This is a genomic window from Streptomyces sp. NPDC002328 (assembly GCF_042890065.1).
Lineage (GTDB): Bacteria > Actinomycetota > Actinomycetes > Streptomycetales > Streptomycetaceae > Streptomyces.
In genome coordinates this window covers 110,691-124,818 of sequence record NZ_JBIARQ010000002.1, presented here as the reverse complement: position 1 = coordinate 124,818, position 14,128 = coordinate 110,691, and the positions used below count along the sequence as shown (strand labels likewise).

Sequence of the window (14,128 nt, the reverse complement as noted above, 5' to 3'; positions counted from 1 at the left end):
GCCCGGAAACGGTGCCGCCTGCGCCCGCCGAAACGGTGCCGCCCGCCTGCCCGGAAACGGTGCCGCCTGCGCCAGTTGAAACGGCACCGTCCGCCGGCCGGGAACGGCGCCGTCCGCCCGCCTGAAGATGACTGTCGTCTGCGCACCTGAAGGCGTCTGCCGCCCGCGGCCCTGGGGACGGCTGCTTGCCGAGGCGCTGAGGACGGCTGCTCCCCGGCCGTTGGCGGCGGCTGCCGCCCGCGCCGCTGGCAGCGGCTGCCGTTCGGGGCGCTGGGGAGGGCTGGCACCGGTGCCGGAGCACCCCCGTTTCATGGGCCGGAGGTGATCTCCGCTGCCCTCTAGCCTCTGCCCGCGGAGTCCGCCAGAGCGCGTTCCACGATGGCTTCCAGCTGTTCGTGGTGGGCGCCCTTCCAGTACGCGCGGCCGCAGGCCTGGCACTGGGCGAAGACGTCGTAGGAGCGTTGGGTGCCGTGTTCCAGTTGGTCGGCGACCTCGTCCTTCGTGGCCTTTCGCAGCAGGCCGTTGCACGCCGTGCAGCGTGTCCAGGGGTGCAGTTCGGGGGCGAAACGGTCCAGGACGTCGCGGAGTTGATCCTCGGGGCGGGTGCTGTAGATGTACGCCCCGGCCCACAGTTCGCGGCGGCGCAGCAGACCGCGGTCGCGGCTGAGCATCACCCGCTGCTCGGCGGCCGAGCGGGCGGCCAGCGCCGGGTCGCCGATGTCCGTCGACTCGTACGCCGTGTCCACGCCGAGCAGGCGCAGCCGGCGGGCCAGGGTGCCGAGGTGGACGTCGAGCAGGAAGCGCAGCGGCGCGCCCGGGACCCGCTGGGGGCGGGCGACCGGGCGGACGCTCACGGACTCCCCGTCCGCCGGGATGTGCGAGAACGGCGCCTCACGGCCGTCGACGACCAGGGCCCCGACCTCGGTCAGCGGGACGCCGAGGGACTCCACGACATGGCCGAGCGTGGAGACGCCGTCGACAGCGAGGGGGTGGGCGCCGGACCGCCGGGCGTGCGGGACGAACAGGGCCAGCTCAGGGGCCACTTCGACGTGGATCTCGGGTGTGCTCACCCGGCCAGGATGGCACGGGGGAGGGGTGGGGTCTGCGGGATTTTCCCCGGGGTCTGAGGGTCTTCCGCGGGTTCCGAGGGGTTGTCCCCGGGCCCTGAGGGGTCCCCCCCCGGGGTCCGAGGGTCTTCCCCGGGCTCCGAGGGATCCCCCCGGGCTCCGAGGATTCTCCCGCCTCATCCCGCCTCATCCCGCCTCATCCCGCCAGGGTCGTCCCCGAGGCCACTCAGGGGTTCTCCCGGGGAAGACCCTGCTGAAGCACCCCCAGGGTGCGGTCGACCAGTGAGGTCAGGTCGTCCCTGTGGTCGTGTTCCGCCCAGTACAGGGAGGTTTCCATCAGGCCGCCTATCAGGGACATCGCGTACACCCGGACCTCCAGGCTGTCGGGGTCGCGGCCGGTGCGTTCGGCGATGGCGGTGCAGAGCATGCGGCCGGTGACCGACATGCTCTCCATCATCCGGGACCGCACCGCCGGCACCTCGACCATCAGCCGCGTCCGCAGCCGCGCCACGTCCCGGTCCTCCTCGATGCCGGTGCGGACGGCCTCCCGCATCACATGCCGGATGCTGTCCGTCCACGGCTCGTCCGCGGGCCGGGCCCGCAGTTCCTCCAGCAGGATCGGGTCGTACTCGTCGGTGAGGACGATGTCCTCCTTGGTCGGGAAGTAGCGGAAGACGGTCGACGGCGACACTTCCGCCCGCTCGGCGATCTGCTCGATCGTGGTGGCCTCGTACCCGTGCTCCTCGACGAGGGCGTAGGTCGCGGCGCGGATCGCCTCGCGCGTCTTGATCTTCTTGCGCTCACGGAGTCCCGGCCGAGGGCGGTCGGCGGGGGCGGAGGTACGTGCGGCCGTCATGCTGGTCATTGTCGGGCATCGGCCTGCGGAACAGCCATGTCCGGGGGCTCCGGGGGCTCCGGGGGCTCGGGGGACGCAGGGGACTCCGGGGACTCGGGGGACCCAGAGGGCTCACCGGCCTCCGTCGCACCAGCAGCCCCAGCCCCCGCCGTGCCCGGCAGCAGTGCCGCCGCGAGCAGCGCCGCGACGACCGCCGCGATCCCGCACACGGCCAGCGCCACGCCCATGCCGTGGACGTACGCGGCGTTCGCCGAGGCGGTCAGGTCGGGGAGACCCGTCCGGTCGGCGAGCAGGTGGGCCGCGACCACGGAGTCCCCGGCGGTGCCGGCGGCGTCCGGGGGCAGCCCGGTGACGTCGAGGCGGTCGCGGTAGGCGCTCGCGAGGAGGCTGCCGAGCAGGGCGATGCCGATCGCGCCGCCGACTTGGCGCAACGTCATCAGCAGCCCCGAGCCGCTTCCGGCGCGGTCGGCGGGCAGGGTGCCCAGCGCGCCGGTCATCGCGGGGACGAGCGAGAAGCCGAAGCCGAACCCGGCGACGGACAGCCACAGCGCGGTGAAGCCATAGCCGGAGTCCACCGTCGTACGGCTGCCCAGGAGCGCGGCGAAGGCCAGCACCACCAGGCCGGCGCTCACCACGGCCCGTGCGCCGACGCGGGCGACGACCGGTTGCGCGGCCCGCGCGGCCACGATCAGCCCGCCCATCATCGGCAGCAGCCGCACCCCGGTGCCGAGGGCGTCATGGCCGAGGACGGCCTGGAAGTACTGCGGGAGGACGAACAGCAGGCCGGACAGGACGAACATGACCAGGGTCGCCGCGAGCGTGTTGAACAGGAACCCGCGGCGGGCGAGCAGCGTCAGGTCGAGCAGCGGCCGGGTCATCCGGCGTTCGCGCAGCACCAGCGCGGCGATCAGGGCGACGGCCGCGCCCAGCATGCCCAGGACCAGCGGGTCGCCCCAGCCGCGGACCGGTGCCTCGATGATCGCGTAGACGAGCGCGCCGAGCCCGGCCGCGGTGAGCGCGGTGGAGACGGCGTCCACCTTCGGCGAGGACGGGTCGCGGGTCTCGGGCAGCAGCAGGAGGCAGGAGGCGATGCCGAGCGCGGCCATCGGGACGTTGACGAGGAAGACCGAGCCCCACCAGAAGTGGTCGAGCAGCCAGCCGCCGATGATCGGGCCGAGCGGCAGGCCGAGCGTCGAGCCTGCGGAGACGATGCCGACGGCCTTGGCGCGCTCCCCGGGCTCGAACAGCGAGGGCAGGACCGACAGGGCGAGCGGGGTGACCAGCGCGGCCCCGACGCCCATCACGGCGCGGGCGGCGATGACGGCGTTCACGTCCTCGGTCAGCGCGCCCGCCAGCGAGCCGGCCAGGAAGACGCCGAGCCCGGCGATCAGCATCCGCCGCCGCCCGAACCGGTCGCCGAGGAGCCCGGCGGGGAGCATCAGCGCCGCGAAGACGACGACGTACGCGTCCGCCATCCACTGTTGCTCCCCAGTGTTGGCACCCAGGTCGGCGGCCATGGTCGGCAGCGCCACGTTGAGGATCGTGATGTCGAAGCCGAGCGTCAGCATGCTCGCGACCAGGGCCCCGAGGGCCCACCAGCGGCGGGGGTCGGGTCGGGACGCCCCGGCCGGTGAAGTGACAGTAGCCATGAAATGAAAGTAACTCTCAAAAAAATGTGACTGTCAACAGAAAGGGCCACGGCTCGCAAGCCGTGGCCCTTTCCGGGTGCGCCCGCACGGGCGCGCGAAGTGCTCTACGCGTGCTGGTACGCCACCAGCGAGATGCCCACGTAGTGGACGACGAACGCGGCCAGCGTGAGGGAGTGGAAGACCTCGTGGAAGCCGAACCAGCGCGGTGACGGGTTCGGCCGCTTGATGCCGTAGATCACGCCGCCCGCGCTGTAGAGGAGGCCGCCGACGACCACCAGGACCAGCACGGCGATGCCGCCGGTGCGCATGAAGTCCGGCAGGAAGAAGACGGCCGCCCAGCCCATCGCGATGTAGCAGGGGGTGTAGAGCCAGCGCGGGGCGCCCACCCAGAACACCCGGAAGATGATGCCCGCGGCGGCGGCGGCCCAGATGCCCCACAGCAGCCACTGCCCCTTCGCGCCGGGCAGGAGCAGCATCGTCAGCGGGGTGTAGGTGCCCGCGATGATCAGGAAGATGTTCGCGTGGTCGAGACGGCGCAGGATGCCGTCCATGCGGGGGGTCCAGTCGCCGCGGTGGTACAGCGCGCTCACGCCGAACAGCAGGCAGGCGGTCAGCGCGTAGATCCCGCAGGCGATGCGGCCTCTGGTGGAGTCGGCCAGCGCGGTCAGCACCAGGCCCGCGATGAGCGCGGCCGGGAACATGCCGAGATGCAGCCAGCCGCGGAGCTTCGGTTTGACCGGGTGCGGCAGGGAGAGCGCGACGGGACCGCGGCCGGCGTGCGGCTCGTCCGGGGGTGCGTCAGGGGCGGGCGCAGTCATGCGCCGGATTTTACCTACGGAACCGTAAGTTACGGGTCAGTGAGGCGAGATGAGAGGCGAAGAGTGGCCATCATCTCATGCCGACGGCGGGTGGTGAAGGCCGCCCGAAACGCGCACGTGGCGAGCCTCACGCCGCTCATCTGTGACCTCCTCTAGACAGATGCGCCGATGCGGCGGATGATCAAATGAGTGCGGTCGGCACCGGATGAGCGCTCAGCAGGCAGCTGCGAAGCATCCGGGCCGCGGCCCCCACGGGGCAGACAAGGACAAAATCCCTCACCTAGGAGCGATCGTGGCGCGCGACATCGCGGCTCCCCCCGTCATCCCGACCCAGCACCAGGAACTGATCTCGTGGGTCAACGAGATCGCCGAACTGACGCAGCCGGACAACGTGGTCTGGTGTGACGGATCCGAGGCCGAGTACGAGCGGCTCTGCGAGGAGCTGGTCGCGAAGGGCACCTTCAAGAAGCTCGACCCGATCAAGCGCCCGCATTCCTACTACGCGGCCTCCGACCCGAGCGACGTCGCGCGCGTGGAGGACCGCACCTACATCTGCTCCGAGAAGGAGGAGGACGCGGGCCCGACCAACCACTGGAAGGCCCCCGCGGAGATGCGGGAGATCTTCAGCGGCGAGAAGGGCATATTCCGCGGCTCGATGCGCGGCCGGACGATGTACGTCGTCCCGTTCTGCATGGGCCCGCTCGGCTCGGACCTCTCCGCGATCGGCGTCGAGATCACCGACTCCGCCTACGTCGCCGTCTCCATGCGCACCATGACCCGCATGGGACAGCCCGTCCTCGACGAGCTCGGCTCCGACGGCTTCTTCGTGCGTGCCGTGCACACGCTCGGAGCGCCGCTGGCCGAGGGCGAGGCGGACGTCCCCTGGCCGTGCAACAGCACGAAGTACATCTCGCACTTCCCGGAGACCCGCGAGATCTGGTCCTTCGGCTCCGGCTACGGCGGCAACGCCCTGCTCGGCAAGAAGTGCTACGCCCTGCGCATCGCCTCCGTCATGGCGCGCGACGAGGGCTGGCTCGCCGAGCACATGCTGGTGCTCAAGCTGACCCCGCCGCAGGGCGAGGCCAAGTACGTCGCCGCGGCCTTCCCGAGCGCCTGCGGAAAGACGAACCTCGCCATGCTGGAGCCCACCATCTCGGGCTGGACGGTGGAGACCATCGGCGACGACATCGCCTGGATGCGCTTCGGTGAGGACGGCCGCCTGTACGCCATCAACCCCGAGGCCGGCTTCTTCGGCGTCGCGCCCGGCACCGGTGAGCACACCAACGCCAACGCGATGAAGACGCTGTGGGGCAACTCGGTTTTCACCAACGTGGCGTTGACGGACGACGACGACATCTGGTGGGAGGGCATGACGGAGGAGACCCCGGCCCACCTCACCGACTGGAAGGGCAACGACTGGACGCCGCAGTCCGGGACGCCGGCCGCCCACCCCAACGCCCGCTTCACCGTGCCCGCGGCCCAGTGCCCGATCATCGCGCCCGAGTGGGAGGACCCCAAGGGCGTGCCGATCTCCGCGATCCTCTTCGGCGGCCGGCGCGCCACCGCCGTCCCGCTGGTGACGGAGTCCTTCGACTGGAACCACGGCGTCTTCCTCGGCGCCAACGTGGCCTCCGAGAAGACCGCGGCGGCCGAGGGCAAGGTCGGCGAGCTGCGCCGCGACCCGTTCGCGATGCTGCCGTTCTGCGGCTACAACATGGGCGACTACATGGGCCACTGGGTCGACGTCGCCAAGGACAAGGACCAGTCCAAGCTGCCGAAGATCTACTACGTCAACTGGTTCCGCAAGAACGACGAGGGCAAGTTCGTCTGGCCCGGCTTCGGTGAGAACAGCCGCGTCCTGAAGTGGATCGTGGAGCGCCTCGACGGCAAGGCCGAGGGCGTCGAGACCCCGATCGGCATCCTGCCGGCCAAGGGCGCCCTCGACACCGACGGCCTCGAACTGGCCGACGCCGACCTGGACTTCCTGCTCACCGTCGACAAGGAGGTCTGGCGCGAGGAGGCCGCCCTGGTCCCCGAGCACCTCAACACCTTCGGCGACCACACGCCCAAGGAGCTGTGGGACGAGTACCGCGCACTGGTGCAGCGCCTGGGCTGAACAAGCCCTCCGAAAACGCCGCGGCCGGCTCCGATCGTGCCCTGACCAGCTGTATCGTCACGGCCGGCCGCGGTGACAGCACCACGCAACGAAGAGCACCACGGAACGGCGAGGCCCCGCACAACGGCGTGCGGGGCTCTTCGTCGTTCGGGCCAGGTGTGCCCGCTCGCCCGGTGCGTGGCGCCCGGTCCGCGCGTCTCTGCGGGTGCGCGCGGACCGGGGCCGATCAGGGGGACCCTGGTGGGGTCAGCCGGTGGTGGCCAGGCGCTTGTTCGTCAGGGCGGCGGTGTGGGCGTCCATGCGTTCCGCCGTGAGGATCGCGACCGCCGTGTCGGCGCGGGAGGCCGCGACGACGAGGGCGCGGCCGGCGAGTGTGTGCGCCCGGCGGTGCAGCGCCGCCGCGCGGGGAGTGCCGGTGCCGGAGGCGACGGCGCGGACCGGAGCCCGCCCGCCCCGCAGCCGGGTCACCTGCTGCGCGAGCCGTTCGGCCGCGGTGTCCAGATCGGTGGACGGCGTCAGCGCGCGCAGCTCGTCGGTGACGGCGAGCAGGGCCGAGAGATGGCCGGCGAGCTGGATGTCCAGCTCCTCCTCGCGGGAACGGTGGGGAAAGTCGGGGTTGGGCCCGTCCACCGTGCTGTGGACCGACTTGGTACGGATCGGTTCGTACATGGGAGGGCCTCCTGAGTCTTTACAGGAAGCCATCCTAGCTTGGATTTCGTCTAAAGTTGAGTCGTTCACAAAATCGGACTGCCCGCACGCACAGCGTGAGCGCGCGGGCGGGGTCCGTCAGGGCTGGCTGTAACCGTCCAGGAAGCGCCCGATCCGGCCGACCGCGTCCCGCAGATCCGTCACCGTCGGCAGCGTCACCACCCGGAAGTGGTCCGGCTCGGGCCAGTTGAAGCCGGTGCCCTGCACGACCATGATCTTCTCGCGGCGCAGCAGGTCCAGGACCATCCGCCGGTCGTCCTTGATCTTGAACACCGTCGGATCGAGGCGCGGGAAGAGATACAGCGCCCCCTTCGGCCGTACGCACGTCACGCCCGGGATCTGCGTCAGCAGCTCGTACGCGGTGTCCATCTGCTCCCGGAGCCGCCCGCCCGGCAGTACCAAATCGTCGATGGTCTGGCGGCCGCTGAGCGCGGCCACCACGCCGTGCTGACCCGGCATGTTCGCGCACAGGCGCATGTTCGCCAGGATCGTCAGACCCTCGATGTAGGAGTCGGCGTGGGCGCGCGGGCCGGAGATCGCCATCCAGCCCACCCGGTAGCCGGCCACCCGGTACGCCTTCGACATGCCGTTGAAGGTGAGGGTGAGCAGATCCGGGGCGACCGAGGCGGTCGGGGTGTGCGTGGCCCCGTCGTACAGGATCTTGTCGTAGATCTCGTCCGAGCAGACGAGCAGGTTGTGGCGGCGGGCGATGTCGGTCAGCCCGCGGATCATCGCCTCGTCGTACACCGCGCCCGTCGGGTTGTTCGGGTTGATGATGACGATCGCCTTGGTGCGGTCGGTGACCTTGCGCTCGACGTCGGCGAGGTCCGGCATCCAGTCGGACTGCTCGTCGCAGCGGTAGTGCACGGCCGTGCCGCCGGACAGCGACACCGCGGCCGTCCACAGCGGGTAGTCCGGGGCCGGGACGAGCACCTCGTCGCCGTCGTCCAGCAGGCCCTGCATCGCCATCACGATCAGCTCGGAGACGCCGTTGCCGATGAAGACGTGCTCGACGTCCGTCTCTATGCCCAGGGTCTGGTTGTGCATCACGACCGCGCGGCGGGCGGCCAGCAGGCCCTTCGCGTCGCCGTAGCCGTGCGCCGAGGAGACGTTGCGGAGGATGTCCTCCAGGATCTCCGGCGGGCAGTCGAAGCCGAAGGCGGCCGGGTTGCCGGTGTTCAGCTTCAGGATGCGGTGCCCCGCCGCTTCCAGGCGCATCGCCTCCTCGAGGACCGGCCCCCGGATCTCGTAACAGACGTTGGCGAGCTTGGTCGACTGGATCACCTGCATGTCTGGGAGCTTACGGCCGCGTCATGAGTGCCGGGGCGTGTTTTCCGCCACGTGAGACGCCGTGTCCGCGAACCTTCCACCCCACCCGCACCAGGTCGCCCCAGACGCCCCGGCGGTTCTCGGTACCGTGCCCGGGCGCGGACCGCACCGCGGCGCGGCGGCCCCGCGTTCGCCCGAACGGGTGGCCGCGGCGGGGGGCGGCCGAAAACCGACCCTTGTTCTCTCACCCCTCGGCGCTAACAATGCGCATGACAAGTCAGTGAGCGGCCGGAAGTTCTCCGGTCGCTCTGTCATGCAGAGGGGACCCCCCACATGAAGAAGCCTCTCGTCGCCGCGTTCTTCGCCCTGGCGATCGCCGGGGCGGGCGCGGCGCCCGCGGTCGCCGCGCCCGTGGAAGCGAAGCCCGCCGCCTCGACGTCCGGGATAGGCACCTCGCCGACCGCCCAGCCGGCCGGTGCGGTGAAGGCCGGTGCGGCGCAGGCGGAGTCGCCGACGCTCAAGGCCGTCACCCTCGCCGGGACCGTCGCGCTCAGCAACTGTTCCGGTTCCGTCGTGCGCTTCCCCAACTCCCTGGACACCGCCCCCGCGCTGGTCCTCACCAACGGGCACTGCCTGGAGGCCGGCTTCCCGGAGCCCGGCGAGGTGGTCGTCAACCAGGCGTCCTCCCGCACCTTCGGTCTGCTGAACTCCGCCGGCACCCGGGTCGCGACCCTGCGCGCCAGCAAGATCGCCTACGGCACGATGACCGACACGGACGCCGCGATCTACCAGCTCACCAGCAGCTACGCGACGATCCGGAACTCGTACGGCATCAGCGCGCTCACCGTCCAGGACACCCACCCCACGGCCGGCACCGCCATCACCGTCGCCTCCGGCTACTGGAAGCGGCTCTACAACTGCAACATCGACGGCTTCGTGTACCGGATCAAGGAGGGCGACTGGACCTGGAAGGACTCGGTCCGTTACACCTCCGCCTGCCAGACCATCGGCGGCACCTCCGGCTCCCCGGTCGTCGACCAGGCCACCGGCAAGGTCGTCGCGGTGAACAACACCGGCAACGAGTCCGGCCAGAGCTGCACCGTCAACAACCCCTGCGAGGTCGACGCGAACGGCGCCGTCACCGTCCGCAGGGGCATCAACTACGCCCAGCAGACCTACCAGTTCGCCGCCTGCTTCACCACCGGCAACCAGCTGAACCTGAACGCGAGCGGCTGCGTCGTGCCCAAGCCGTAGGGCCCGGCCAGTAGGGCCGGCTCAAGAAGGACAGGGGCGTTCCGTCACACGGGACTGCGACGGACCGCCCGACCCGCCAGGACGTCCGTCCTGCGGCCGTCCTCGATGACGAAACGGCCGTCGATCAGGACGTGCGGGATCCCGGTAGGCAGGGCGCGCGGGGCGGCGTACGTGGAGCCCGCCGCGACCGTGCGCGGGTCGAAGAGGACCAGGTCGGCGCGGTACCCCTCGCGGACCAGGCCGCGGTCCGGCAGTCGCAGCCGGGCCGCCGGGCGCGAGGTGAGGTGGGCGACGCACTCCTCCAGCGACAGCACGCCCGACTCCCTCGCGTAGTGGCCGAGATAGTGCGGGAACGTGCCGTACGCGCGCGGGTGCGGCTTGGCGCCCTGGAGGATGCCGTCCGAGCCGCCGGTGTGGACGCGGTGCCGCATGATCGCGCGGACGTTCTCCTCGTGGCCCACGTGCTGGAGGATCGCCGGCGCGAGCCGGTCCTCCAGCAGAAGACGGCGTGCGGTCGTCCAAGGGGCCTCGCCGCGCAGGTCCGCCGACTCCTGGACCGTCCGGCCGACGTACCCGCCGAGACCGGGGTCGCCGACGCCGGAGATCTCGATCGTGCCCCAGTCGACGGGCACGCCGTGGCAGCCGTCCGCGCCCACGACCTCCAGATCGTGGCGGATCCGGGCGGCGGTCCCCTCGTCCGCCAGCCGGGCGAGGACCGCCTCGGGGCCGCCCTCGCCCGCCCAGCTCGGCAGCAGGGCGGCCAGCGTCGTGCAGCCGGACGTGTAGGGGTAGGTGTCCAGGGTGATGTCGGCGCCGGCCGCCAGCGCCTCGTCCAGCAGGGACAGCAGTTGCGGGGCCCGGCCCTCGTTCACGCCGAAGTTCAGGGTGGCGTGGGCGAGATGGAGCGGACAGCCTGCTCGCCGCGCCAGCTCCACCGTCTCCCCGTACGCCCGCAGCGCGCCCGCGCCGTAGGAGCGGTGGTGCGGGCAGTAGAAGCCGCCGTACGACGCCACCACCCGGCACAGCTCGGTCAGTTCGGCGTCCCCGGCGTACATGCCGGGCGTGTAGGTCAGCCCGGACGACATCCCGACCGCGCCCTGCTCCAGGCCCTCCGCGACCAGTCGCCGCATCCGCTCCAGCTCCCGGGGCGTCGCCGCCCGGTCCTCCCAGCCGACGGCGAGCGCGCGCACGGTCCCCTGGGGGATCAGATAGGCCGCGTTGACCGCGATGCCCCGGCCGTCGAAACCGTGGTCCAGCCGGTCCAGGTACTCGCCCACCGAACGCCAGTCGAAGTCGACGTCGTCGCCGTGGCCGTTCCAGCCGCTGATCGCCCGGCGCACCCCGGCGAGCGTCCGGTCGTCGACCGGGGCGTACGACAGGCCGTCCTGGCCCAGGACTTCGAGGGTCACGCCCTGCGCGGCCTTGGCGCTGTGGTCGGGATCGCGCAGCAGCGCCAGATCGCTGTGGGCGTGCATGTCGACGAAGCCGGGGGAGAGCACGAGGCCCTCCGCATCCAACTCGCGCGTCGCCCGCGGCCGTTGGCAGCCGGCCGCCGCGGCCTCCTGGACGATCGCGACGATCCTGCCGTCGTCGACCACCACGTCGGCGCGGTACGAGGGACCGCCCGAGCCGTCGACGACGTCCGCGTCCCGGATGACGAGGTCCTCCACCCCGGCCCCCTCAGAAGAACGTGCGGATGTAGTCGACGACCGTGCCGTCCGCCTCGGCCAGCGGGATCAGCGGCCACTTGTCGAAGGACGTGCACGGATGGGACAGGCCGAGGCCCACCCAGTCGCCGACCTCCAGATCCGCCTCCGGCAGGGTGCGCAGCCAGGCGTGCTGGTCGGACAGGGCGGTGACGGAGACGCCCGTGGCGGGCCGCTCCACGCCGTCCCGGCGGATCACCTGGGCGAAGGGGAGGTCCAGGTCGTGGGCGGCGTCCCGCTTGCCCGCGTTCACGAACGCCTGCTCGGGGGAGGGGCGGGAGACCACCTGGGTCCACAGCCGGAACGCCGGCTCCAACGCGCCTTCCCCCGGGACCCGGTTGAACGGGGTGAGCTTGCGGTAGTGGCCGTCGTCGTGCGAGACGTACGCGCCCGAACGCAGCAACTTCAGCACGGGGAGCGAGAGTTCGGGGATCGTCGCGAAGACGTCGGCGACCGCGTCGAACCAGGCGCTGCCGCCCGCGCTGACCACGATCTCCTCCGCGCCCGCGCCCGCGAACCGGCCCGCCTCGTCGAAGCCGACGGCCAGGTCGACCAGACGCCGCAGCCAGGCGTGCACCCGCTCCGGGTCGGCCCGCGGCACCTCGCCCTCGTAGCCGGCCACGCCGACCAGCCGCAGGGTCGCCGTGGCGGCCACCGCGTCCGCCACCGCCGCGCACTCCGCCTCCGTCCGCACCCCGGTGCGGGCGCCCTCCCCGGCGGCCAGTTCGACGACGACGTCCAGGGGCCGGCGCGCCCCGCGCAGGGCCGCGTCCATCAGCTCCACCCCGCGCACCGAGTCGACGTAGCAGACGAGGCGGAAGGCGTCGTCGGCGTCGAGCTCGGCCGACAGCCAGCGCAGGGCGGCGGGGTCCACCACCTCGTTGGCGAGGAAGACCCGCTGGACTCCGAACTCCCTTGCCACGCGCACCTGGTGGGGGACGGCGAGGGTGATGCCCCAGGCGCCGTGGTCGATCTGGCGGCGGAAGAGCCGCGGGGCCATGGAAGTCTTGCCGTGCGGGGCGAAGGCGAGGCCGTGACGGGCCGCGTACGTCTCCATGAGGCGGAGGTTGTGCTCCAGACGCTCGGCGGACAGGGTCAGGACCGGGGTCGCGAAGCCGCCGGTGAAGAGGTTGCGGCGCTGGGCGGCCAGCTCGCCGACGGTCAGCCCGTCGGCGTCCGGAGGGAGGCCCTTGAAGCGGTGGTCGACACGTTCCTCGGCCAGACGGGCGAGGGCTTCGCTGCTCATGCGGAGCCTCCAGATCCGGAGCGTTGCACTCTCTGTAACGTTCATTGCGTATGTCGCTGACTGCTGTCTAACATCCCGCCCGACGCGGGGTCCACGAACACGGGGTCGTCTACCGCCAGTCCGACCAGCGCTACCGCATCGGCGTGCGCCTCTTCGCCCTCGCCCAGGAGGCGATGGAAAACCTTGACCTCCGCGAGATCGCCCACCCCATCTGGTGCGGCTAACGAGCGGTGCGGGCACACCGTGCAGGACCCTGAGTGAAACCCGTGCAGGACCCCGAGTGAAGCCCGATCAGGACCCCGAGTGAAAGGCGCGACCATGACCGAGAAGACCGCTCTCACCCCCGCGACCCACACCGCCCCGCCCGCGAAGTTCTCGCACGGGGTCAGGAAGGGCAACGTCCTCCAGGTCGCCGGCCAGGTCGGCTTCCTCCCCGCGGTCGAGGGGCAGCCCCCCACGCCCGCCGGCCCCACCCTGCGCGAGCAGACCCTCCAGACGCTGGCCAACGTCAAGGCCATCCTCGAAGAGGGCGGGGCGAGTTGGGACGACGCGATGATGATCCGCGTCTACCTCACCGACGTGGACCACTTCGCCGAGATGAACGAGATCTACAACGCCTACTTCGAGGCGCAGGGCCTCACCCGGCCCCCGGCCGCCCGCACGACGGTCTACGTCGGCCTTCCCGCCGGGCTTCTCATCGAGATCGACGCGCTCGCCGTGCTCGGCTGAGCGCCTGAAGTAGGCGTCTCATAACGAAGTTCGGGGCTGACTGTGTCCGGCACAGGATCGTCGACCATACTGCCCGGTGTGGAGCAGCGCATAGGTTCGAGCAGCCAGCCCCTGGAGGGCGCCGGATTCGACCCGGCATTCATCCCCGGGCTCACGTCGCCCGTGACCGCGGAGCCGGAGGACGGGAAGCCGGCGGAAGAGGAGCCGGAGGACGAGACGCCGGAAGGCACGAAGGCGAAGAAGGCCGACGGCGGGACGGACGGGGCCGACGAGTCCGACACGCCCGCGAAGGCCGGGAAGGCCGCGAAGGCCGGGTCGGCGGCGGACCGGGCCGATGAGGCCGATGAGAGCGCCGAAGCCGACGACGAGGCCGACGACGAGGAGGCGACGCCCGACGGGCCCGTCTTCGAGGCCTCCGACCGTCGGGCGCGGATCGTCGCCGACGCCAGGGGCGTCCGGCTCCGCCTCGACGAGGAGCAGTGCGAGTTCCGCTGGGACGAGATCGGCGCCGTCGAGACGGAGACGCCGCGCTTCGGCAAGCGGTACACCGTCACGGTGCACACCCCCGACCGCCGCTGGTACCCGATCGAGATCGAGGCGACGGCCAGGGGCCGCTTCACGGAGTGGGACGAACAGCTGGACGCGGTGCTGGACGCCTACTTCGACGACGACGCCGAAGAAGAAGAGCGCGAGGCCGACGCCCAGTAGCC

At 71.5% G+C, this 14,128-nt stretch carries 12 protein-coding genes and 1 pseudogene; 5 read left to right on the top strand and 8 right to left on the bottom strand.

What is annotated here, in order from left to right:
- Window positions 1-338: 338 nt before the first annotated feature.
- The 4 genes from ACFYX4_RS06935 to ACFYX4_RS06920 all read right to left on the bottom strand — a co-directional run bounded on the left by ACFYX4_RS06935 (window position 339) and on the right by ACFYX4_RS06920 (window position 4,390).
- Window positions 339-1,070, bottom strand: coding sequence for a Mut7-C RNAse domain-containing protein (locus tag ACFYX4_RS06935; protein WP_389327160.1), 732 nt, complete (start codon window positions 1,068-1,070; stop codon window positions 339-341).
- A 223-nt stretch (window positions 1,071-1,293) separates the two neighbouring features.
- A complete protein-coding gene (locus ACFYX4_RS06930; RefSeq protein ID WP_389327157.1) occupies window positions 1,294-1,932 on the bottom strand; it encodes a TetR/AcrR family transcriptional regulator in 639 nt (212 codons plus the stop codon).
- On the bottom strand, window positions 1,929-3,572 hold the full coding sequence (locus tag ACFYX4_RS06925) for an MFS transporter (RefSeq protein WP_389327154.1): 1,644 nt from the start codon (window positions 3,570-3,572) through the stop codon (window positions 1,929-1,931). The genes ACFYX4_RS06930 and ACFYX4_RS06925 overlap by 4 nt, the downstream gene beginning before the upstream one ends.
- Before the next feature lie 104 nt (window positions 3,573-3,676).
- Window positions 3,677-4,390: a hemolysin III family protein gene (locus ACFYX4_RS06920; RefSeq protein WP_389327151.1), complete on the bottom strand. Its 714-nt coding sequence runs from the start codon at window positions 4,388-4,390 to the stop codon at window positions 3,677-3,679.
- 292 nt (window positions 4,391-4,682) lie between these two features.
- Between ACFYX4_RS06920 and ACFYX4_RS06915 the strand changes: the two genes are divergently transcribed.
- The gene (locus ACFYX4_RS06915; RefSeq protein WP_389327148.1) at window positions 4,683-6,506 is read left to right on the top strand and encodes a phosphoenolpyruvate carboxykinase (GTP); all 1,824 of its coding nucleotides are present in this window, start codon (window positions 4,683-4,685) and stop codon (window positions 6,504-6,506) included.
- Window positions 6,507-6,752: 246 nt separating this feature from the next.
- On the opposite strand, the gene ACFYX4_RS06910 is transcribed toward ACFYX4_RS06915, so the two are convergent.
- Both ACFYX4_RS06910 and ACFYX4_RS06905 read right to left on the bottom strand, forming a co-directional pair.
- A complete protein-coding gene (locus ACFYX4_RS06910; RefSeq protein WP_389327145.1) occupies window positions 6,753-7,175 on the bottom strand; it encodes a hypothetical protein in 423 nt (140 codons plus the stop codon).
- Between the two features lie 117 nt (window positions 7,176-7,292).
- Window positions 7,293-8,504 (bottom strand): pyridoxal phosphate-dependent aminotransferase, encoded by a 1,212-nt coding sequence (locus tag ACFYX4_RS06905; protein WP_389327142.1) that lies wholly within the window; start codon window positions 8,502-8,504, stop codon window positions 7,293-7,295.
- 312 nt (window positions 8,505-8,816) lie between these two features.
- Here ACFYX4_RS06905 and ACFYX4_RS06900 point away from each other — a divergent pair, with 312 nt between their 5' ends.
- Window positions 8,817-9,737, top strand: a complete 921-nt coding sequence (locus ACFYX4_RS06900) for a serine protease (RefSeq protein WP_389327139.1) — start codon at window positions 8,817-8,819, stop codon at window positions 9,735-9,737.
- A gap of 44 nt (window positions 9,738-9,781) precedes the next feature.
- Here ACFYX4_RS06900 and ACFYX4_RS06895 read toward each other — a convergent pair whose 3' ends face one another.
- Together ACFYX4_RS06895 and ACFYX4_RS06890 are read right to left on the bottom strand one after the other, a co-directional pair.
- Window positions 9,782-11,407 carry an amidohydrolase family protein gene (locus ACFYX4_RS06895; protein ID WP_389327136.1) on the bottom strand — a complete coding sequence of 542 codons (1,626 nt, stop codon included), beginning with the start codon at window positions 11,405-11,407 and terminating at the stop codon, window positions 9,782-9,784.
- 10 nt (window positions 11,408-11,417) lie between these two features.
- Window positions 11,418-12,689 (bottom strand): amino acid deaminase, encoded by a 1,272-nt coding sequence (locus tag ACFYX4_RS06890; RefSeq protein WP_389327133.1) that lies wholly within the window; start codon window positions 12,687-12,689, stop codon window positions 11,418-11,420.
- 83 nt (window positions 12,690-12,772) lie between these two features.
- Here ACFYX4_RS06890 and ACFYX4_RS06885 point away from each other — a divergent pair.
- The 3 genes and pseudogenes from ACFYX4_RS06885 to ACFYX4_RS06875 form a co-directional block, all read left to right on the top strand.
- Window positions 12,773-12,935, top strand: a pseudogene (locus ACFYX4_RS06885) (IclR family transcriptional regulator); the annotation flags it as partial.
- Window positions 12,936-13,007: 72 nt separating this feature from the next.
- Window positions 13,008-13,418, top strand: a complete 411-nt coding sequence (locus ACFYX4_RS06880; protein WP_389327131.1) for a RidA family protein — start codon at window positions 13,008-13,010, stop codon at window positions 13,416-13,418.
- Window positions 13,419-13,496: 78 nt separating this feature from the next.
- Window positions 13,497-14,126, top strand: a complete 630-nt coding sequence (locus ACFYX4_RS06875; protein WP_389327128.1) for a hypothetical protein — start codon at window positions 13,497-13,499, stop codon at window positions 14,124-14,126.
- Window positions 14,127-14,128 lie beyond the last annotated feature (2 nt).

Bases quoted from the DNA above. Each gene is read 5' to 3' on its own strand.
- ACFYX4_RS06880 (WP_389327131.1), top strand. From the start codon at position 13,008: ATGACCGAGAAGACCGCTCTCACCCCCGCGACCCACACCGCCCCGCCC.
- ACFYX4_RS06930 (WP_389327157.1), bottom strand. From the start codon at position 1,932: ATGACCAGCATGACGGCCGCACGTACCTCCGCCCCCGCCGACCGCCCT.
- ACFYX4_RS06900 (WP_389327139.1), top strand. From the start codon at position 8,817: ATGAAGAAGCCTCTCGTCGCCGCGTTCTTCGCCCTGGCGATCGCCGGG.
- ACFYX4_RS06910 (WP_389327145.1), bottom strand. From the start codon at position 7,175: ATGTACGAACCGATCCGTACCAAGTCGGTCCACAGCACGGTGGACGGG.
- ACFYX4_RS06920 (WP_389327151.1), bottom strand. From the start codon at position 4,390: ATGACTGCGCCCGCCCCTGACGCACCCCCGGACGAGCCGCACGCCGGC.
- ACFYX4_RS06905 (WP_389327142.1), bottom strand. From the start codon at position 8,504: ATGCAGGTGATCCAGTCGACCAAGCTCGCCAACGTCTGTTACGAGATC.
- ACFYX4_RS06890 (WP_389327133.1), bottom strand. From the start codon at position 12,689: ATGAGCAGCGAAGCCCTCGCCCGTCTGGCCGAGGAACGTGTCGACCAC.
- ACFYX4_RS06925 (WP_389327154.1), bottom strand. From the start codon at position 3,572: ATGGCTACTGTCACTTCACCGGCCGGGGCGTCCCGACCCGACCCCCGC.